We start from the raw sequence: 20,902 nt of genomic DNA on the forward strand, positions 1-20,902 counted from the left end.
CCGCACACCCTGCGGCACTCGTTCGCGACCCATCTGCTGGACGGGGGAGCGGACATCCGGACCGTGCAGGAGTTGTTGGGTCACAGTTCGGCCACGACCACCCAGATCTACACCCGGGTGACCGTCGAGCGGCTACGTGAGGTGTACGCCACCAGTCATCCCAGGGCACTGAAGGGCTGATCACGGTAGGCTGACTGCTCGGGAGGGGCGGTCTTTCGGGGTGTCCCCGGGTACCCGGACGGATACTGAGACACTCCCGTGACCAACCATCCTGATATGAGATGACAGATACCGGCGACGCATACCGGTTCGGGTGATTTATCTCCTGTTTTCCGCCCTGAACCGGGTTGAAACGACCCCTCTGTGTCTCATTGCCTTGCTGTAATGACACCGTGCCCATAGAGTCACTCCAGCGATGAGAGTGGGCAAGTCGGTAAGGAGGTAGAACGACTTGTGAATGAGTCGACATTTGCCGCCGGCCGGGTGGTCGATCCGACCGACGCCGCCCGGGGAGGCACTGCCGGGGCGATGGCGTCTCAGACGGGGAACACGCCTGCTCCTCGTAATCCACAGCGTTCCGAGGACATGATGAACACGACTGACAAGACCTCCGACGCCACCCGCGCCGGAGTGGAGTTCGACGACCCCTACGGCATCATCGAGGACGAACTCCGCTACCAGGACGGGTTCGACCCGGACGCGGAGATAGAGCCAGACCCCGATTACGCCGCCACCCTGGCGCCGGACCCGGCGACGCAGCGCCGCGAGCGGGTGGGGCCGACCGGCCGCCCGATGCCGCGCTTCCCGGTGCCCCGGCCCCCGGTCGAGCACGGCCCGGCGCGCATCATCGCGATGTGCAACCAGAAGGGCGGCGTCGGGAAGACCACGTCGACCATCAACCTGGGCGCCGCGCTGGCCGAGTACGGGCAGAAGGTGCTGCTGGTCGACTTCGACCCGCAGGGCGCGCTGTCGGTGGGCCTGGGCGTGAACCCGATGGAGCTGGACCGCACGGTCTACAACCTGCTGATGCACCGGGGCGTGAACGTCGAGGACGTGCTGCTCAAGACGGTGACCCCGGGTATGGACCTGCTGCCGTCCAACATCGACCTCTCGGCCGCCGAGGTGCAGCTGGTCACCGAGGTCGCCCGGGAGTCGGCGCTGGCCCGCACGCTCAAGCCGGTGATGCACGACTACGACTTCATCATCATCGACTGCCAGCCCTCCCTGGGCCTGCTCACGGTGAACGCGCTGACCGCCGCGCACAGCGTGATCGTCCCGCTGGAGTGCGAGTTCTTCGCGCTGCGCGGAGTGGCGCTGCTCACCGAGACCATCGAGAAGGTCCGCGAGCGGCTGAACCCGGAGCTGGAGCTCGACGGCATCCTGGCCACCATGTACGACGCCCGCACCGTGCACGGCCGCGAGGTGCTGGCCCGGGTGGTCCAGGCCTTCGGCCCGCAGGTGTTCCACACCGTGATCGGCCGCACCGTCCGCTTCCCGGAGACCACCGTCGCCGGCGAGCCCATCACCTCGTACGCCTCGGCCTCGGTGGGCGCCGCCGCCTACCGCCAGCTGGCGAGGGAGGTTCTGGTCCGGTGCCACGCCGGGTGAGGATGCCCGCGGCTGACGAGCTGTTCCGCACCACGGCCGGCAACGGCACCCTGGTGCGCGAGCCGCGCGAAGGCCACGAGGGCCGCGGCGAGGAGGGCGCTGAGCACCCCGAGCGCCCGGCGCGCAACAGCCACACCCCCGTCGCGCCGCCGAACGCGCCCGCGTCAGCCGCCGCCGGGCCGAAGGGCCCGGCCAAGACGGTCCCGGCACCGACGGCCTCCACGGACGCGGCGCAGGTTTCGCCGACGCAGGCCGCGGCGCCCGCCGAGCCCGCGCCGGCCGTCGCACCGCCGCCGGTCCAAGCCGCTCCGGCCCGCAAGGTCACGGCCCCGCGCCGGCCCAGCGGCCGCGAGCGCCACGACGAGAAGATCACCGTCTACGTCTCCCCGGACGAACTGATCGGCTTGGAGCACGCACGCATCATGCTGCGCGGCGAGTACGGCCTGGCGGTCGACCGCGGCCGCATCGTCCGCGAGGCCGTGGCCGCGCTGCTGGCCGACCTCGACGCGCGCGGCCGGGACAGCATCCTGGTCAAACGGCTGTCCGCGGGCGGCTGAACGCTAGAGTGCAAGCGTGACTTTGGAAGTGGACCAAGCCGAAGCGGCGACCGCGGCCGCGCCGGTCCAGGCCGGGGCGGCCGAAACCGGAGCGGCTGGCGGCGGGTCGCCTGGAGACGGGTCGTCGGCGGCTGCGTCGGCGGTGGCCGTGCCGGCTGAGGACTCCGCGGCCCGGGTCGACGGCTTCCAGGTCAGCCTGCCGGAGTTCTCCGGCCCCTTCGATCTGCTGCTCGGCCTGATCGCCAAGCACAAGCTGGACGTCACCACGCTCGCGCTGTCCAAGGTCACCGACGAGTTCATCGCCTACATCCGGGCCATGGGCGACTCCTGGGACCTGGACCAGGCCTCGGAGTTCCTGGTCATCGCGGCCACCCTGCTGGACCTGAAGGCCGCCCGGCTGCTGCCGGCCGCCGAGGTCGAGGACGAGGGCGACCTGGCTCTGCTGGAGGCCCGCGACCTGCTGTTCGCCCGGCTGCTCCAGTACCGGGCGTACAAGCAGGTGGCCATCGACCTCGGCCGCCGGCACGCGGCGGCCGGGCGCATGTTCCCGCGCGCGGTGAAGCTGGAGCCCTCCTTCGCGGACCTGCTGCCCGAGGTGATCATCAACCTGACGCCGGAGCAGTTCGCGGCGCTGGCGGTCAAGGCGATGACGCCGAGGACCCCGCCGGAGGTCTCGGTCACCCACCTGCACGGCAGCCCGGTCAGCGTCCGCGAGCAGGTGGCGGTGCTGATCGCGAAGATGCGCGAGTTCGGCACCGCCAGTTTCCAGAAGCTGTGCGACGACGCGCCGGACACCCTGACGATCGTCGCGCGCTTCCTGGGCCTGCTGGAACTGTTCCGCGAGGCCGCGGTGATGTTCGACCAGCCGGACGCCTTCGCCGAGCTGACGGTCTCCTGGACCGGCACCGAGGAGGGGGATCTGAAGGTCGCGGTCGACGAGTTCGACCGGAGCGCTCCGGCCGAGGAGACGGCTGCGGTGGAGACGGCTGCGGTGGAGACGCGAGATGAGCAGGACGGGCAAGAAGAGCAAGGCGGGCAAAGCGGGCAAGGCGAGCAAGGCGAACTGTGGGAAGCGGGAGAGCTGGAATGAGCGACGACTGGGAGTACGAGAGCCCGGAGTATGTCGCTCCCGACGAGGATGAGGCCGCTGCCGAGGTACCTGCCGCACAGGCTTCCGCTGCTCGCGACGATTCCGCCGAGCCCGAGCCCGAGCCCGAGCCGGCAGCCGTAGCCGACCTGGCCACCGAGTCCGTAGCCGAGTCCGCAGCCGCGGTCGAGCAGGCCGCTGATTCCGACCGGGCCGCTGGCTCCGCGAGTGCCGAGCCTGCCGTCTCCGCATCCGCAGCCGCGAGCGCCGGCCTGCCCGCTCCCCGCAGCGAAGCCAAGTCCCCGCTGCCGTCCCCGCGCACCGAGGCCGAGCCCGGCGTCCGCGAGCCTGTTGAGCCCACCGGGCCCACTGAGCCCACCGTCGAAGGCTTCGACGACGCCACCTGGCAGCTCTCCACCGACATGGCCCCGCTCCCGCCGTTGCGCCAGTGCCTGGAGGCGATCCTGCTGGTGGTCGAGGAGCCGGTGGCCGACGTGGTCCTGGCCCAGATCACCGAGCGTCCGCGCGATGAGGTGGTCCAGACCCTGCAGGAGCTGGCCGCGGAGTACACCGAGCAGCAGCGCGGCTTCGACCTGCGCCAGGTGGCCGGTGGCTGGCGGCTCTACACCCGTGCGGCGTGCGCGCCGCTGGTGGAGCGGTTCGTGCTCGACGGCCAGCAGGCCAAGCTCAGCCAGCCCGCGCTGGAGACCCTGGCCGTGGTCGCCTACCGGCAGCCGGTCAGCCGGTCGCGCATCTCCGCGGTGCGCGGGGTGAACTGCGACGGCGTCATGCGCACGCTGCTGACCCGCGGCCTGATCGAGGAGGCGGGCACCGACGCGGACTCCGGCGCCATCCTGTACCGGACCACGCCGCTGTTCCTGGAGAAGATGGGCATGCGGAGTCTGGAGGAGTTGCCGGAGCTGGCGCCGCTGCTGCCCTCGGTGGAGTCGATGGAGGAGTCCGAGACTCTGGCCTGACACCTCTGTGTCAACTGAGCAATACACCTGTCGGCACGGCCCACTACAGTTCACCGCCATGACCGAGCCCAACTCCAACCAACAGCCCTACCAGGGCATACCTGGGTCCGGGGGACCCCACGCACCGGTACAGGACCAAGTCCCGTACGGAGCGCAAAGCCCTTACGGCCAGCAGCAGCCGCAGTACGGCGGCGCGAACCCCTATGCGGCACAGCAGCCCACGCAGAACTCTTACGGCGCCGGCCAGCCGCAGAACCCGTACGGCCAGGGGCCGCAGAACCCGTACGGCGACGGCAGCCCCTACGGCGCCCTCGGCCCGGCCCCGCGTCGCAAGCGCCGCCCGGTCCTGCTCTACATCCGCCTCGGCGTGCTGGTCGTGATCCTGATCGGCGGCGGCGTCAGCTGGCTGATCACCAACAGCCACAAGGCGCACCGGGACGCCGGCGGCAGCATCAGCAAGTCGGGGAACGTGGACGCGATCCAGCTGCGGGCCGGGGACTGCTACGAGAAGCCCAGCGACCTCACGGTCGCGTTCTCCTCGATCAAGGCGGTTCCCTGCACCCAGCCGCACGACTCGCAGGCCTTCTTCAGCTTCACCTACCCGGGCGCCACCTCGGTCCTGCCCGGCGACGACGACATGAAGACCAACGCCGAGCCGCGGTGCGAGGCCGCGGCCAAGACCGCGGTCGACGCGACCAAGGTCCCGGACAACGCGAACCTGATGCTGATGTTCGCCGACGACAGCACCTGGTCGAAGGGCCATCACGACATCCTGTGCGCCTTCGAGAACGACAGCGACTACACCGGATCGCTGATGAAGTAGGCCGGCACACATCGGGCAAGTAGTCCGCCTGCAAACGGGCGGACGAGCGGGGGTCTCCGATAGGGGACAATGGACGTCATGAACACCCCCGCTCGCCGTTCCCAGCCCAGTAAGTCCGGAGGAGGCCGCGCCACCGGTTCCGGCGGCGGAGGGCCCAGGAAAACCGGCGCGGGATCCGGCGCAGGCCGCCAGCCCGCCCCCTATGGCGGCCGTTCGCCCGGCAAGTCCGGCGGCGGCTCGACGCGCGGTGGCAGCGGCAACACTGGCAACGGCGGTAACAGCGGCGGCAGCGGTAACAGCGGCAAGCCGACCGCCGCCAAGCCCGACTGGCGCGACTACGACCCCTTCGCGGATCCCAACGAAGAAGGCGTCCGCCTCCAGAAGGTCCTGGCCCAGGCCGGGGTCGGCAGCCGCCGGGTCAGCGAGGACCTGATCGCCGCCGGCCGGGTCGAGGTCAACGGTGAGGTGGTGCGCCACCAGGGCATGCGCGTGGACCCCGAGACCGCGGTGATCCGCGTGGACGGGATGCGCATCTCCACCGCCGAGGGCATCGTCCATTTCGCGTTCAACAAGCCGGTCGGCGTGGTCTCCGCGATGGACGACCCCGACCGTCCCAACCTGGGCGACTACGTCCGGGGCCGCAACGAGCGGCTGTTCCACATCGGCCGCCTCGACGTCGACACCGAGGGCCTGATCCTGCTCACCAACGACGGGGAACTCGCGCACCGGCTGGCGCACCCGTCGTACGAGATCCGCAAGGTCTACCGCGCGCAGGTCTACGGCACCATCCCGAAGGACCTGGGCCGCCGCCTGCGCGAGGGCGTGGACCTGGAGGACGGTCTGGCCCGGGTGGACCACTTCCGGCTGCTGGACTCGGTCGGCCGCAACGCGTTGGTGGAGATCACCATCCACGAGGGCCGCAACCGAATCGTCCGGCGCATCATGGACGCCGTCGGGCTGCCGGTGCGGGGCCTGGTGCGGACCAAGTTCGGCCCGATCTCGCTCGGCGACCAGAAGCCGGAGCGGATGCGCCCGCTGAACAAGGAAGAGGTCGGCGCGGTCTACAAGTCCGTAGGCCTCTGAGGCCGTCGCCGCCAGAACTCTCGTCGGAAAGCAATAGCGAAGCGCCCCCGGATTACTGCTCCGGGGGCGCTTCGCTATTGTTCAGCCCGCAGACTGTTCAGGCCTGCTGACTGTTCAGACCCGCAGACCGCCTACAGGGCGGCCGCGGCCTTGGCCGCACGCTCGTGATTGTCCAGCCGGTACAGATAGAAGGCGAACCCCACGGCGATCAGCGCGACCACCGCTCCGGCGCCCGACAGGTAGGCCATGGCGTGGCCCGCGGCGTGCACCCCGTGGCCGGCGGCGACCGTCAGGTACAGCGTGCCGAGCGAGGCGATGCCGACGACCTGCGCCAGCTGCGCGTTGGTGGCCAGCGTGCCGGAGGCGTCGGCGGCCTCGGTCACCGGGACCCGCATCAGGGCCAGGGTCATCGTCGGGGCGTTGCCGATGCCGACGCCGAGCCCGAAGACCATCTGGTTCAGGTAGAACCACACGCCGCCGTAGCCGCCGTCCTTGAACATCCAGATCTGCGCCGCCATGCTGGCCGCGCCGATGACCAGGCCGATCACCGAGAACCGCCGGATCAGGTGGGCCGGGATGTTCCGCCAGAAGTAGCTCACCAGGCCGAAGGCCAGGGCGCACGGGGCGAAGGCCAGGCCGGTCTTCAGCGCGCTGAAGCCCAGGGCGCCTTGCAGGTGGATGGCGGTGGCGAACAGGTTGCCGGCGTAGACCACCATGACCAGGAAGATCAGGACCAGTGAGGGCTTCATCCCGGACATCGCCAGGATCCGGCCCGGCAGGATCGGCGAGGCGCCGCGGCGCGCCACCCGGCGCTCCACCGCCAGGAACAGGACCAGCAGCGGCACCGTGGCGGCCAGCAGGATCCAGCCCCAGACCGGCCAGTGCTCGTCGTGGCCCAGCACCAGCGGCACCACCAGCGCCAGGATGGTCGGCGACAGGGTCAGCACGCCGGCCAGGTCCACCTTGTTGTCGGACCCGGTGTTCTGCGGCTTCACCGAAGGCAGGGCCCGCAGCGAGGCGATCCACAGCACGATGCCGATCGGCACGTTGACCAGGAACACCGGCCGCCACGACCAGCCGAACAGGTTCGCGGTCACCAGCACGCCGCCGACGACCTGCCCGACCACGATCCCGGAGGCCAGCACCGCGGTCCAGGCGCTCATCGCCTTGGCCCGGGCCTCGCCCTGGAAGGTCTGCTGGATCAGGCTCAGCACCTGCGGCAGCATCACGGCCGCGGCTATGCCCTGGATCACCCGGAAGATGATGAGCTCGCCGCTGTTCTGCGCCAGCCCGCAGGCCAGCGAGGCGATGGTGAAGCCGGCCAGCCCGATTTTGAAGAGCCGTTCGTGGCCCAGGATGCGGCCCAGCCGGGCGCCGGTCACCAGCAGCACCGCGTAGGCGATGATGTAGCCGGCGGCGACCATCTGCAGGCTGGCGCCGTTGGCGTGCAGCTTCTCGCGGATGCTCGGCAGCGCCACGTTGACGATCGAGCCGTCCAGCAGGGCCATGAAGTAGCCGACCAGGATGATGGCCAGGATCAGCCCCGGACGGCGAACGCCGCCCGGGGCGTCTGCAACGCCGGGCGTACGCTGGTTCATACCGGGGGATAAGGTCGCGGCGCCGCCCCGGGCACCGGCGGCGGTCACGTGGTTCGGTCCGATCCCGGACTCGCTCAAGGTCTTGGTCACAACACCAGGATCGCGCGACTTCTATGGGGGTACCAGGAGTCTAGTTATCCTATTACCACCAGTACCTGGCACCAGGATGTCTGAGGGTGCATCATGGTGTTCGTGAGCATAGACCTAACCCACCCACAGGCGGCCGTCAGTCGAACACCGGGCAAAGACGTCGGCCCGCGCCGCCGCTCGGAGCTGGCCTCGTTCCTGCGCAGCCGCCGTGAGCGGCTGGACCCGGAGCAGCTGGGGATGCCGACCGGCACCCGCCGCCGCACTCCGGGCCTGCGCCGCGAGGAGGTCGCGCAGCTCGCCGGGGTGGGGGTGACCTGGTACACCTGGCTGGAGCAGGGCCGGCAGATCAACGCCAGCGTCCAGGTGCTGGACGCGGTGGCCCGCACGCTGCGGCTGGACCAGGCCGAGACCGAGCACCTGTATCGGCTGGCCGACGTCCCGGCGGTGCCGGCGGTGGTCAACTGCCGCCGGCTGGACCCGGAGGTCCAGCAGATCCTGGACGGCCTGCGCCCGCTGCCGGCCTCGGTGGTCAACGGCCGCAGCGACATCCTGGCCTGGAACCGCTCCTTCGCCCTGCTGTTCCCGTTCATGGTGAACGCCCCGGAGGACAAGCGGAACTCGCTGTGGGCCACCTTCACCAGCCCGAAGTGCTGCCACCCGTACGTGAACCGGGGTGACGACCTGGGCCGGATGGTCGCCAACTTCCGGGCCCGCTACGGCCGGCACGTCGGCGAGCCGGCCTGGGACGAGTTCGTGAAGCGGCTGTGCGCGGCCAGCCCGGAGTTCGCCGAGCTGTGGGCCGAGCACGGGGTGGCCGAAGGCGGTGTGCACGTGAAGGTCTTCCGGCACCCGGCGCTCGGCGACCTCAGCGTCGTGTCGACCACGTTCGACCTCGCCGCGGCCCCGGAGACCCGGATGATGGTCTACACCCCGAACGACCAGAGCACCCGCGAGAAGTTCGAGATGCTGCGGCAGGACACCCTGCCCAAGGGCCTCAGCTACCCCTGCGGCCACAGCTTCGAGCCGCCGGCGGAGGCCGAGCTGGCGTCCCGGCCGGGTGCCTACACGCTGCACAAGGTCTGAGCACCTGCCGTCTCGCACGGCGGGACAGGCCGTCCCGCCGCGCGACGGGATCGGCGGTGATCAGTAGGGTGGTCGCATGGCAGTCCGGGCAGTACGAGGCGCGATCCAGTTGGACCACGATGACCGGGACCACCTGTTGGCGGGGGTCACCGAGCTGGTCAAGCAGGTGTTGGAGCAGAACGGCTTCGCCGTCGAGGACCTGATCAGCATGCTGTTCACGGCCACTCCGGACCTGCACAGCGAGTTCCCGGCGGTGGCGGCGCGCGAGCTGGGCATCGTCGACGTGCCCCTGATGTGCGCGCAGGAGATCGACGTGACCGGCGCGATGCCGCGCGTGGTCCGGCTGCTGGCGCACGTGGAGACGCTGCGCAGCCGGCACGAGATCCAGCACGTCTACCTCGGCGGGGCGGCGGCGCTGCGCAAGGACATCGCGCAGTAGGCCCGAGCGGGGAGCCGATAGGGTTTCCCCATGCGTTCCGCCCTGGTCGTCGGCACCGGTCTCATCGGCACCTCCATCGCTTTGGCGTTGTCCCGCCGCGGGATAGAGGTGTATCTGCGCGACGCCGACGAGTCCGCGGTGCGCACCGCGGCGTCCCTGGGCGCCGGCCGCACCGGCCGTCCGCCGCAGCCGGTGGACCTCGGCATCCTGGCCGTGCCGCCGGCCCGGATCGGTGTGATGCTGGCCGAGGCGCAGTGCGAGGACTGGGCCCGCGTCTACACCGACGTCGGCTCGGTCAAGGCGCTGGTGCACGGCGCCGCCGAGGACGCCGGCGCCGACCTGAGCCGGTTCATCGGCGGCCATCCGCTGGCCGGCCGCGAGCGCTCCGGCCCGCTGGCCGCGCGCGCGGACCTGTTCGAGGGCCGTCCCTGGGTGCTGACACCCGGCCCGACCACCTCCCGCGACGCCCTGAACCAGGCCCTGGAACTGGTCTCGCTGTGCGGGGCGGTGCCGGTGGTGATGGACACCGACGAGCACGACCACGCCGTCGCCCTGATCTCGCACGCCCCGCACCTGGTGGCCGCGCTGATGGCGGCCCGGCTGGAGAACGCCCGCGAGGAGTCGGTGCGCATCTCCGGTACCGGTATCCGGGACCTGACCCGCATCGCCGGCGGCGCCCCGGAGCTGTGGGAGGACATCCTGTCGGCCAACGCCCCGGCGATCGCCGAGGTCCTGGCCGCCTACGCCGAGGACCTCAGCGCCGCCGTCGACGCGCTGCACGCGCTCGGCGGGGACGATGCCGAGGCCGCCAAGCGCGGCGCCGCCGACCTGGCCGACCTGCTGCGGCGCGGCAACACCGGGCAGGCGCGCATCCCCGGCAAGCACGGAGCGGCGCCGGCCTCTTACACCGGCGTCCCGGTGCTGATCTCCGACCGGCCCGGCGAGCTGGCGCGGCTGTTCGCGGCGGCCGGCAGCGTCGGGGTGAACATCGAGGACGTGCGGATCGACCACTCGCCGGGGCGCGAGGCCGGTCTGGTGGAGCTGATGGTGGACCCGACCGTGGCCGACCGGCTGGCGACCGACCTGGCCGCCGCCGGCTGGACTGTCCAGTCCTGACTCTGACTCTGACTCGGCACGACTCGGCCGGTCTGGTCCGAGGTGCCTGAGGCGCGTCCTGGCTCCGGCCTGACTCGCCGGTTCCGGTCCGGGCTGACGGTCCCACCGTCTACGGTTGACTTCCATGCGATTCCTGCACACCGCCGACTGGCAGCTCGGTATGAGCCGCCGGTTCCTGGACCCCGAACGCCAGGGCCAGTTCGACGCCGCCCGGCGCGACGTCCTGGGCACCCTGGGCCGGCTGGCGGTGTCCGAGGGCTGCGAAGCGGTGGTGGTCGGCGGGGACGTGTTCGAGACGAACACCGAATCGGCGCGCACGGTGCGGCAGGCCATGGAGAAGCTGCGCGACCTGCCGCTGAAGGTGTTCCTGCTGCCGGGCAACCACGATCCGCTGAACGCGGCGTCGATCTGGGACTCGCCGAAGTTCCGCGACGCCTGTCCGGACAACGTGCTGGTGCTGCGCGACGGGCGGCCGGTCCAGGTGCGGCCCGGCTTCGAGGTGGTCGGGGCGCCGTGGCGCTCGAAGCGGCCGACCTCGGACCTGCTCGGCGACCTGCTGACCGGCCTGGACCCGGCGCCGCCGGGCGTGGCGCGGGTCGCGGTCGGCCACGGGGCGGTGGACGCGGTCGCGCCGCAGGCCGACCCGGTGTCGCTGATCCGGATCGCCGGCGTCCGCGCGGCGCTGGAGGCGGGCAAGGCCCACTACGTCGCGCTCGGTGACCGGCATTCGACCACTGAGGTGACGCCCCGGGTGTGGTACTCCGGCGCCCCGGAGCCGACCGACTTCGACGAGGTGGACGCCGGCAACGTGCTGATCGTCGGGCTCGACGAGGCCGACCCCGCGGCCCCGCCGACGGTGACCCGGCACCGGGTCGGCACCTGGCGCTTCGAGCCGGTGACGGTCGAGGTGTCCGGCGCGGCCGACGTCGCGGCGCTGCGGGCCCGGCTGGCCGCCCTGCCGGACAAGGACCGCACGGTGCTGAACTTCGCGCTGCGCGGGACGCTGTCGGTCGCCGAGAAGGAGGCGCTGGACGCGGTGCGCGAGGAGGCCGCCGACCTGTTCGCGGGCTCGCGGGACTCCTCCAGCCGCACCGATCTGGCGATCCGGCCCGCCGACGACGACTTCGACACCCTGGGCCTGACCGGCTTCGCCGCCCGGACCCTGGACGACCTGCGGGAGCTGGCCGCCGGCGGGGACGAGGCGGCCGCGCGCCAGGCCTCGGACGCGCTGGGGCTGCTGGTGCGGCTGACGGGCTCGGGCGCCACCTCCAGGAGGGCTTCGTGAGGCTGCTGCGGATCCGGCTGAGGAACTTCCGCGGCGTCGCCGACCGGGAGCTGACGTTCGCCGAGCACGGCGTGACCGTGGTCGAGGGCCCGAACGAGTCCGGCAAGAGCAGCACCATCGAGGCCTTCGGCCTGCTGCTGGACGAACTGGACTCCTCCCGCAAGGAAGCGGTCCGCGCGGTCAAGCCCCGGCACAGCGACGCCTCGCCGGAGGCCGAGGCGGAGTTCCGCGTCGGCGGCTACCACCTCCTGTACCGCAAGCGCTGGCTGCGTCCGCTGACCGAGCTGCGGATCCTGGCGCCGTCCCCGGAGACGCTGACCGGCCGCGAGGCCCACGAGCGGGTCCTGGCCATCTTGAACCAGGCCACGGACTACGACCTGTTCAAAGCCCTGCGGGTGCTCCAGGACAAGCCCTTCGACGTCGACCGCATCGCCGGCAGCGCCTCCCTGCGCGCCGCCCTGGACGCGGCGGCCGGCGGCGCGGGCCCCGGCGAGGCCGGCGAGGACACGCTGGTCCAGCGGGTCGAGAAGGAGTTCACCCGCTACTTCACCCCCAAGAACCAGCAGCCGACCGGCGAATACCGCACCGCCCTGGACGCACACACGGCCGCCACCGCCGAAGCCACGGACCTGGCCACCACCCTCGCGCGCGTCGAAGCCGACACCGAGCGGCACGGCGAGGTGACGGCGCGTCTGGCGGACTTGCGGCAGCGGCTGCTGGCCGACCGCGGCGACCTGGAGCAGCTGGGGCAACGCGCCAAGAACGTGGAAACGCTGCGCGCCCGCCGAGACGGCGCCGACGCGCTGGTGGAGCGCGCCTCGCGCGACGCGGACCTGGCGGCGGCCGCCTGGGCGGCGCGCCAGGCGCTGGTGCGTGGCATGAGCGACTACGAGGGCGAACTCACCACCCTGCGCGACCAGATCGCCGCCCACGCCGAACTCCGCACAGACGCCGACACCCGCCGCGCCGGCGCCCAGGCCATGCACCAGAGCGCGGACGAGGCGCACCGCCAGGCCCTGCGGAGCTACCAGGCGGCGGACGCGGACTACGGATGGATGCGCGACGCGCACGAGCTGGAGCGCGTCCGCGCCGACCGCGAAGCGCTGGCCGAGGCGAATCGCGAGGTCGAGGCGGCGGCGGCGGAGAGCGCGGCGACGGAGATCGACGATCGCGCGGTCGACGCCATCGACCAGGCCGACCGAAGCGTGCGCGATGCGCGGACCACGATCGAGGTGGCCGCCGCGACGGTGCGGGTGGAGCGGCTGGGCGGGGCGGTGGTGACGGTGACTGAGGCGCGTGGCCCCGGTGACTCGCCGACTGTCGCGGTGCCCGAGGCGCGCGATGGCTCCGCGGCCTCGCAGGTGGCTGCGATGGCAGGCTTGCCGCTGAGCGAGCCCAGCGCCGTGCTGGCCGGGTCAGCCGAGTCGCAAGCCGGCCCGAACGCTGCCGGTTCGCTCGCCGCTGAGCCTGCCGGTGCAGCGAGCGCCGCGACCGCTAGCTTGGACGGCCCGCGGGCAGTCGCGACCGCCACCGCCGTCCCCGAAGCTCGCACCGACCTCACCGCGCCCCTGATCCGCCGCATCACCGACCCCCTGGTCATCGAGGCCGAGGGCATCCTGCGCGTCACCCTCGCCCCCGGCGCCAGCGAGCGCGAGCTGCGCGCGAAGCTCGATGCCGCCGAGTCCACGCTCGTCGCCCTGTGCCACCAGACCGGCGTGCGGGACCTCGCGGCCGCCCGCATCCGGCAGCAGCGCCATGTCGAGGCGCGCGCCGCCCTGGTCGCGGCCGAGTCCGCGCGCAAGCGGCTGAGCAAGGACCCTGCCGCGCTCGCCGATGAGCAGGCCCGCCTCGAAGCCCGTATCGCCGATCACCTCGATCGGCGCGATGCCTCCGTCCTTCCGCCCGCCGATCGCGATGAGGCCGAGACCGTCGCCGAGCACCGGCGGGCCGAGTCCGAGGAGACCGCCGCCAATCTCGACCGGGCCGCCGACGCCCTGCGCTCCGCTGAGGCCCGGGCCAACGAGCTCGTCGCCGAGGCGCAGAAGCTCGCGGGCCGGGCCGAGCACCTCGCCGCCGAGCACGAGGCGGCCCGAGTGCGCCTGGCCGAGGCCCGGGCCGCCGCCGAGGACCAGGTCGTCGAGCAGCGGGACGGCGAGGCGGCCAAGGCCCTCGCGGCCGCCGTGCGGGACCGCGCCGCCCACGACGCCGCCTATCGCGAGGCCGAGCCCGATCAGGTCGCGCTGCTGCTCGGCAATGCGCGTGACGTGGTCGGGCGCACCGAGTCCGAGATCGCCGAGGCGCGGGCCGAGTTGCAGCACCTGGCCGGGCGGCTCGACACCGTGGGGGACGACCTCGCCGACCGGCACCGTGAGGCCGAGGCGCGCCGGGATGCCGCCGAGCGCGAGAGGGACTCCGTCACCGCGCGTGCCGAGGCGGCGCAGCTGCTGCGCGACACCCTGCTGCGCCGTCGGGACGAGGCCACGCGCGCCTATCAGGGCCCGTTCAAGGAGCAGGTCGAGCGCTTCGGGCGGCTGGTGTTCGGGGCGTCGTTCGAGGTCACCGTGGACGCCGATCTGCGGGTGGCCGCCCGCACGCTCGACGGCCGCACCGACCCCTACACCGAGCTCTCGACCGGCGCGCGGGAGGCGGTGGCGATGTGCGTGCGGCTGGCGTGCGCGGCGCTGGTCGGGCCGGACGGCGGGGTGCCGGTGATCATCGACGACGCGCTCGGGGCGGCCGACCCGGGCCGGCGCCGCATGCTCGGCGCGCTGCTGGCCCACGCCGGAAGCCCGGCCGGTGCCGGCAGTGCCGGTGCTGTGGGCGCCGCCAGCGCTGCCGCCGGCGTTGCCACCGCTCGCGAAACGCCGCCCGAACCCACCCAAATCATCGTTTTCACCTGCGACCCCGACCGCTACCGTGCTGTCGGCTCGGCGCAAGTCCGCTCGCTGGGCCACAATAACGATCGTGACGAAAGCCCGGCCCCATGACCCGATGACCCCCAGCGAACTGCAGAAAAGGCGCGGAATGCGCCGCATGAAAGCGGTGGCGACCGGGTTCCTATTGGGGGCGGCCGTCGTCTACGTCGCCATGAAGCTCCTGCAGAACCACGGGATCACCGGCTGGACCGGCTACATCCAGGCGGCCGCGGAGGCCGGCATGGTCGGCGGCCTGGCCGACTGGTTCGCCGTCACCGCCCTGTTCAAGCACCCGATGGGGCTGCCGATCCCGCACACCGCGATCATCCCCAAGCGCAAGGACGCGTTCGGCGAAGGCCTGGGCACCTTCGTCGGCGAGAACTTCCTGTCCGAGGACGTCATCCGCGGCCGCCTGTCCGCGCTGGGCATCTCCCGCCGCACCGGCCAGTGGCTGTCGGAACCGGAGAACGCCGCCCGGGTCACCAGGGAACTGGCCACCGCGGTCCGCGGCGTGCTGACCGTGCTGCGCGACGAGGACATCCAGAAGATCCTCGGCGAGGCCGTCACCACCCGGCTGGCCAAGGCCGACCTCGCGGCCCCGCTCGGCGGCCTGCTCCAGCGGATCACCGAGTCCGGCAACCACCACCAGCTGGTGGACATCATCGCGGCCCGGGCCCACGACTGGCTGGAGGAGCATCCGGAGGCGATCGAGAACGCGGTGTCCAACGAGGCCCCGCTGTGGTCCCCGCGCTTCCTGGACGACGCGCTAGCCCGCCGCATCCAGCGCGAGCTGGTGAAGCTGGCCGGCAGCGTCCGCGACGACCAGCAGCACCCGGTGCGCGGGGCACTGGACCGCTTCCTGGCCGACTACGCCGAGGAACTGAAGACGGATCCGGGTACCCGGGCCCGCGTCGACAAGCTCAAGTCCGAGTTCCTTCAGCACTCCGAGATACAAGGACTGGTCGCCTCCGGCTGGACCGCCATGCGCCAGGCCGTGATAGAGGCCGCCGAGGATCCCGACAGCGACCTGCAAGCGCGCGCCCGCGAAGGCCTACAGAACCTGGGCCACCGCCTGGAGACCGACACCGGCATGCAGGAGAAGGCCGACGGCTGGGTCCGCGAGGTCGCGGTGCACCTGGTGACCACCTACCGCCAGGAGATCACCTCCCTGATCACCGATACCGTCGCGGCCTGGGACGGCCCGGCCACCTCCCGCAAGATCGAACTCCAGGTCGGCCGGGACCTACAGTTCATCCGCATCAACGGCACCGTGGTCGGGGCACTGGCCGGCCTGCTGATCTACACGATCACGCAGCTGACATTCTGAGGCCGCCGCACCGCCGATGCTGTCAGCGGCCCAAACGCTGACAGCCGCCCTACGCTGACAGCAGAAAAGCTCGCCCCCCGCCCGCCGCCCGCTGCGAGGGTAGAGCGATGAGACTTCTGATCATCGGCGGCAGCGCGTTCCTGGGCCGCGCCCTGGCCCGGGAGGCCCTGGACGCCGGCCACGAGGTGACCGTCTTCAACCGCGGCCGCACCGCGCCCGACGTGCCCGGCGTCCGCTCGGTGCGCGGCGACCGCGAGTCGCGGCCGGACCTGGAGCGGCTGGCCGCCGAAGGGTCCTGGGACGCCGTCGTCGACACCTCCGGCTACGTCCCGCAGACCGTCGGCGCCTCGGTCCGCGCCCTGGCGGACCAAGCCGCGGCCTACGTCTTCATGTCGACCATCAGCGTCTTCCCCGACTGGCCGGCTACAGCGATCACCGACGCCTCCCCGGTCCACGACTGCTCCCCGGACGCCGGTCCCGACGACGGCGACTACGGCACCCTCAAGGCCGGCTGCGAACGCGTCGTCGCCCGCGACTTCCCCGGCCGGGCCCTGTCCCTGCGCCTGGGCCTGCTCCTCGGCCCGAACGAGGACGTCGGCCGTCTCCCGGCCCTCCTGCTGCGGATGGCCGACGCCGGCTCGACCCGCGATCTGCGCGTCCTGGCCCCCGGCGACCCCGGCTCCCCGCTCAGACCGATCGACGTCCGCGACATCGCGCAGTTCACCCTCGGCGCCATCGACCAAGGCCTGACCGGCGCCTACACCATCGCCGGAACCCCGGCGAGCGCCTCCACCCACGGCGAACTCCTCGAAGCCTGCATCGCCGCCACCGGTTCGGCGGCCCGCCTGGACTGGGTCGACGCCGAATTCCTGCGGAACCAGGAGGTCGAAGTCTGGACCGAACTGCCGATCTGGGTCCCGCCGGGCGAGGTGCCGTGGTCCGTGGACACCTCGCGCGCCGAGGCGGCCGGGCTGCGCTGCCGTCCGCTGCGCGAGACCGTCCAGGACACCTGGGCCTGGCTCGCGGCCGACGACGGGAGAGTGCGGCGCTCCTACCAGCCGAAGCGGCCGCACGGGCTCAGCGAGGAGAAGGAACGCGCGCTGCTCGCGGCCTGGGACGCGGCAAAAACGCCGTCGCAGGAGACCGGCTCCGCTTCCTAGGCTCGCGGATGTGGTGGATCAGATCGATGAAACCGTCCGGTCACTCCGCAACCTGAAGCACCTGCACACCGGCGAGTCCGAGAAGGTCATCCGCTGGGCCCGGGGCGAGTCGGCGCGCCGGCTGGCCGACGGCGACCCCGGCTACCTGGGCGACCTCGGCATCGCGCTGCTGGCCTGCCATCGGGACGAACCGGCGGCCTGGCAGTACCAGGACATCTTCGACCATCTGCTCAGGCTGCTCATCGGCGACGCCGGGAAAGGCGACATCGGACAGGCGCTCCGGCTGATCGGGGCGGCCCGGCACTCCGGCCACGACGTGGACCGCGTCGCGGCCGCACTCCTCGCGGCGAACCGGCGCCGGGTGTCCTTGACGGCCGCGTTCGCCGGGGACGGCTCGGCGGCCGGGGTGAGTGACACCTTCCGGGCCTGCATCGTCCACGAACTCGTCCTGCGCGAGCGTACGATCTCCCACCGGAAGACGATCGCCGACTGGGCCGCCTCCCCGGCGATGCGGAACCACCCGCTCGGCTGGCTGCCGCTGGACCTGGCGCCGTTCGAGCTGGCCGGCGACCAGTGGCCGCGCGTCGCCGCGCCCGACCGGGTCGCCACGGTCTCCCCGGACGTGCTGGCCTCGTGGCCGGCGACGGACCAGATCACGCCGGAGCTGTCCGGAGCCCTGGCCGCGCCGGTGATGAACTGGGTCGAGGGCTCCAACGGCCGGGTCGAGACGGGAGTCTTCGGGCTGGCCGAACCGGTGCGGCCGGAGAGCGTCCCGGAGGTCCTGGCCGGGCTCGGGATGGACTTCCTGGAACCGCTCGACGGCCCATTCCGGCTCGACGTCCACGACACCTCAGTCTGGGACGTCTGGCAGACCTTGTTCCGCGCGGCCTCCGGTGGCGGCGCCTACAGCCGGGGCTGTCACGGCGCCTACAGTCGGCTGTTCGCCTGGCAGGCGCTGGCGGCGCTCGCCGGAGCGCCGGCGAGCGCTCCGCACGAGGAAGTGGCGCGGTCGGCCCAGGCCTGCACCTGGCATCGGTTCGACGGTGAAGTGCCCGGGTTCTTCCGGATCTTCTGGGACATCGGCCTGGTCGGCGTCCGGCCCGGCGGCGGCAGCATCGCGGTCCTCGCCGCGACGGACACCGACTGATTTCCCGTTTGCTGGAAGAGATTCCCCGCGCGATCGAGTTGCATATCGGCGGAGGGGAGAACCGTGGCGGTGGCGTCCCATCCGCCGCCGCGATTCCCCTGCCTTCTTCTCGTGCTTCTCGTGCTTCTCGTGCTTCTCGTGCTCTTCCCGGTCCGGTGTTCCGTGCGGCGTTCCGTCCGGTGCTCCGGCCTCAGCCCGCGATCGGCAGCAGCGAGGCCGGGGACTTGACGCTGTAAGGCGTCCCGACCGGCGTCAGCCGCCCGGTCCCGGCGTCCACCCGGAACACCGTGATCGAGTCCGAGTGCTGGTTCGCGCTGAACAGCAGCGTCCCGTCCGGGGACAGCACGATGTCCCGCGGCCACGCCCCGCCAGCCGGCACCACCTCGACCGGCTCCAGCGCGGCGCCGTCGCCCACGATCGAGAACACCGCGATCGTGTCGTCGATGCGGTTGGAGGCGTAGAGGAAGCGGTCGTCGGCCGACACCCGGATCGCCGAGCACCAGGCCCGGTCGGACTTCGCGCGGTCGGCCTCGGCCCGGCTCTGCACCTGGAGGCCCGCCTCGCCGGTGCCCGCCGCCTCGTCCCACGAGCAGACCGCGACGGTCCAGGAGACCTCGTTCAGCAGGTAGAAGTAGCGGCCGGAGCCGTGGAACGCCAAGTGCCGCGGGCCCGAACCGCCGGGCAGGGCCACGACGCTGTGCGCGGCGAGCCGGCCGGCGCTGTATTCGTACACATACACCGAGTCGGTCCCGAGGTCCACGGCCAGCACCCAGCGGCCGGACGGGGAGACCACCACCTGGTGCGCGTGCGGCCCCTCCTGCCGGTCGGCGCGCGGCCCGGAACCGGTGTGCTGGATGACCTGCGCGGGCTCGGCGCCGCTCACCCGGCCCTCGGCGTCCAGCGGGAAGACGCCGACGGTGCCGGAGATGTAGTTGGCGACGAACAGCGTCGTGCCGTCCGGGTGCGACGCCAGGTGGCACGGGGCCGCGCCGCCGCTGGCGGTCCGGTCGCGCACGTCGGAGCCGCCCTCGGCGACGGTGAAGCGGGCAGAGGCGACCCGGCCGTCGGGCTCCTGTTCCACCACCGCCGTCAGGACGCCGCGCGCGTCGTCGTAGACGACGTAGGAGGGATCGGCGATGTCCACCACCGAGACCGGGGACAGGGCGCCGTCGGCGGCATAGCGCAGGCAGTGGACGCCGACGCCGTAGCCGCCGACCAGAAGATACGAGTTCGCAGAGTCGACCATGGTCGTATTGTTGCCCAAGCCGGGCCCCGCGCGTTTCCTCCGGTCAGCGGCCGCCCCACCGGTAAGGCGTGTTCAGAACACGCAGATCTGCCGCGCCGGCCCGTTCACCCGGTGATGCGCACCATCTGGCCCGGCGAGGGCGAGTCGAGGTCGTCCACCACGACCAGCTGGTAACCGCCCGGAGGCGCCGCGGCCGGGTTGGCGGGCGGCACGGCGGTGATGGTCAAGCCGTCGCCGCTCGGTGCCGTGCCCGAGACCGTCAACCACACGTAGCGCTGGTCCATGTCGTTGCCATGGGTCGTCGCGCCGAGCCGGATGAGCGCGACGCGCGGCGACGCCCCGGGTACCAGCCGCGAACCGGAGGCGGCCACGGTGAACGGCACGCCCTAGCGCAGCGGGCCGATGGCCTGGCCCTCGACGAGCTTCGGGCGCTCGCGCCACATGTAGGGCGGCAGGTAGCGCTCCGCCTCGGTCTGGATCTGCATCCGCGGGGGGGGGTCTTGCCGTCCTTGTCGTAGTCGGTCTTGAAGCGCCCCGCATGCATCGGATCCCCGGGCGGGTCGGCAGGCGGGTTCGGGGTTTTGCGTTCCGGCAGTGGTTCTGCCTGATTCCGCTGATCCAACAGTGGTGTTCGGGGCGGAGGGGTTTCGGGGCGAGGCGTTTTCGAGCCGAGTTGCGGTTGATGTGTGGGTTTCAAAGCTTTTTACGGCCTTCGGTAGAAGTTGTGCCGGTTCGGGGTTCGGGGCGGCGAGTCCGTGTGTCGGCTGCCGGTTCCCGCGTTCACAACCCCGCCCCACCTCAGGCCTCTTCGTCTCCAGCAAGTCTGAGCAAGAGCGAAGGTCAAAAACTGTGATGAAGGGCCGGCGCCTCCGGCGGGGGCTCTCGGCTCCCTCGGGGAACTGGCGCTGCTCCATAGGGGGGTCGCCTCAGGGCCCTGCGGCGGCGGTTTGTGAGGTGGTTGCGGTCCGTTCCCCTCGGTCGCGTCGTCAGCCCCAAGGGGTACAGCGCCGAACCCCGGGAGTAAAGTCCGCGCGCTGCGGTCAGGCGGGCAGGTGGCGGCCGCGTACAGCGCGAACTTGACTCCCGAGAACCGGCACTGTAGGCAAAGCCCTGCCGACGCGACCGAGGGGAACGAACCGAAAACCAACCGGAAGAAAAGCAGCCGCAGGGTACGAGGGCACGGGTCAGTAGTGCGGCTGCCGGTGTGGTGTAGGGGATCTTCCTCGGTCCACCGCTGCTCGACACGCCCGAACGCGTGACGATCAGCATGGATGTCAAGAACCGGCCATCCTGGGGGCGCATTTCATTAACACGCTGACTTGATCTAGTGGCCGAGGGCGGCGGTGAGGCGGTCCGGGGTG

The 20,902-nt window shown here is 71.8% G+C and carries 17 protein-coding genes and 1 pseudogene; 15 read left to right on the forward strand and 3 right to left on the reverse strand.

The window, feature by feature from the left end; translation table 11 throughout:
* From IZR01_RS36135 to IZR01_RS36165, 7 genes and pseudogenes are all read left to right on the forward strand, one after another.
* Positions 1-180, forward strand: a 180-nt coding sequence (locus IZR01_RS36135; protein ID WP_194926472.1) for a tyrosine-type recombinase/integrase, incomplete at its 5' end; no start/stop codon positions are given.
* A 507-nt stretch (positions 181-687) separates the two neighbouring features.
* Positions 688-1,608 (forward strand): annotated as a pseudogene (locus tag IZR01_RS36140) (ParA family protein); the annotation flags it as partial.
* A 2-nt stretch (positions 1,609-1,610) separates the two neighbouring features.
* A complete protein-coding gene (locus tag IZR01_RS36145) occupies positions 1,611-2,165 on the forward strand; it encodes a hypothetical protein (RefSeq protein ID WP_228555247.1) in 555 nt (184 codons plus the stop codon).
* A 16-nt stretch (positions 2,166-2,181) separates the two neighbouring features.
* A complete protein-coding gene (locus tag IZR01_RS36150) occupies positions 2,182-3,255 on the forward strand; it encodes a segregation and condensation protein A (RefSeq protein ID WP_194926473.1) in 1,074 nt (357 codons plus the stop codon).
* On the forward strand, positions 3,252-4,229 hold the full coding sequence (scpB, locus tag IZR01_RS54825) for an SMC-Scp complex subunit ScpB (RefSeq protein WP_194926474.1): 978 nt from the start codon (positions 3,252-3,254) through the stop codon (positions 4,227-4,229). Before IZR01_RS36150 ends, scpB begins: the two co-directional genes overlap by 4 nt.
* 58 nt (positions 4,230-4,287) lie before the next feature.
* Entirely contained in the window at positions 4,288-5,052 is a 765-nt protein-coding gene (locus IZR01_RS36160; RefSeq protein WP_194926475.1) for a septum formation family protein, read from the forward strand.
* 78 nt (positions 5,053-5,130) lie between these two features.
* On the forward strand, positions 5,131-6,135 hold the full coding sequence (locus IZR01_RS36165) for a pseudouridine synthase (RefSeq protein WP_194896649.1): 1,005 nt from the start codon (positions 5,131-5,133) through the stop codon (positions 6,133-6,135).
* 131 nt (positions 6,136-6,266) lie between these two features.
* On the opposite strand, the gene IZR01_RS36170 is transcribed toward IZR01_RS36165, so the two are convergent.
* On the reverse strand, positions 6,267-7,823 hold the full coding sequence (locus tag IZR01_RS36170) for an MFS transporter (protein ID WP_323746493.1): 1,557 nt from the start codon (positions 7,821-7,823) through the stop codon (positions 6,267-6,269).
* 93 nt (positions 7,824-7,916) lie between these two features.
* On the opposite strand from IZR01_RS36170, the gene IZR01_RS36175 reads away from it, so the two are divergent.
* From IZR01_RS36175 to IZR01_RS36210, 8 genes are all read left to right on the forward strand, one after another.
* Positions 7,917-8,906, forward strand: coding sequence for a helix-turn-helix transcriptional regulator (locus IZR01_RS36175; protein WP_194896648.1), 990 nt, complete (start codon positions 7,917-7,919; stop codon positions 8,904-8,906).
* A 76-nt stretch (positions 8,907-8,982) separates the two neighbouring features.
* Positions 8,983-9,345 carry a chorismate mutase gene (gene aroH, locus IZR01_RS36180; protein WP_194896647.1) on the forward strand — a complete coding sequence of 121 codons (363 nt, stop codon included), beginning with the start codon at positions 8,983-8,985 and terminating at the stop codon, positions 9,343-9,345.
* A 30-nt stretch (positions 9,346-9,375) separates the two neighbouring features.
* The gene (locus IZR01_RS36185; protein ID WP_194926476.1) at positions 9,376-10,461 is read left to right on the forward strand and encodes a prephenate dehydrogenase; all 1,086 of its coding nucleotides are present in this window, start codon (positions 9,376-9,378) and stop codon (positions 10,459-10,461) included.
* Between the two features lie 124 nt (positions 10,462-10,585).
* On the forward strand, positions 10,586-11,746 hold the full coding sequence (locus tag IZR01_RS36190; protein ID WP_194926481.1) for a metallophosphoesterase family protein: 1,161 nt from the start codon (positions 10,586-10,588) through the stop codon (positions 11,744-11,746).
* Positions 11,743-14,733, forward strand: coding sequence for an AAA family ATPase (locus IZR01_RS36195; RefSeq protein WP_194926477.1), 2,991 nt, complete (start codon positions 11,743-11,745; stop codon positions 14,731-14,733). The genes IZR01_RS36190 and IZR01_RS36195 overlap by 4 nt, the downstream gene beginning before the upstream one ends.
* A gap of 37 nt (positions 14,734-14,770) precedes the next feature.
* On the forward strand, positions 14,771-15,988 hold the full coding sequence (locus IZR01_RS36200) for a DUF445 domain-containing protein (RefSeq protein WP_228560987.1): 1,218 nt from the start codon (positions 14,771-14,773) through the stop codon (positions 15,986-15,988).
* A 107-nt stretch (positions 15,989-16,095) separates the two neighbouring features.
* Complete coding sequence (locus IZR01_RS36205; RefSeq protein ID WP_194926478.1) at positions 16,096-17,148, forward strand: NAD-dependent epimerase/dehydratase family protein; 1,053 nt, start codon at positions 16,096-16,098, stop codon at positions 17,146-17,148.
* 10 nt (positions 17,149-17,158) lie between these two features.
* Positions 17,159-18,295 carry a DUF6183 family protein gene (locus tag IZR01_RS36210; RefSeq protein WP_194896643.1) on the forward strand — a complete coding sequence of 379 codons (1,137 nt, stop codon included), beginning with the start codon at positions 17,159-17,161 and terminating at the stop codon, positions 18,293-18,295.
* A 190-nt stretch (positions 18,296-18,485) separates the two neighbouring features.
* Here IZR01_RS36210 and IZR01_RS36215 read toward each other — a convergent pair whose 3' ends face one another.
* The gene (locus IZR01_RS36215) at positions 18,486-19,541 is read right to left on the reverse strand and encodes a lactonase family protein (protein ID WP_194926479.1); all 1,056 of its coding nucleotides are present in this window, start codon (positions 19,539-19,541) and stop codon (positions 18,486-18,488) included.
* A 104-nt stretch (positions 19,542-19,645) separates the two neighbouring features.
* Positions 19,646-19,924 (reverse strand): galactose oxidase-like domain-containing protein, encoded by a 279-nt coding sequence (locus tag IZR01_RS36220; protein ID WP_194926480.1) that lies wholly within the window; start codon positions 19,922-19,924, stop codon positions 19,646-19,648.
* Positions 19,925-20,902 lie beyond the last annotated feature (978 nt).

Source organism: Catenulispora pinisilvae (assembly GCF_015356865.1).
Lineage (GTDB): Bacteria > Actinomycetota > Actinomycetes > Streptomycetales > Catenulisporaceae > Catenulispora > Catenulispora pinisilvae.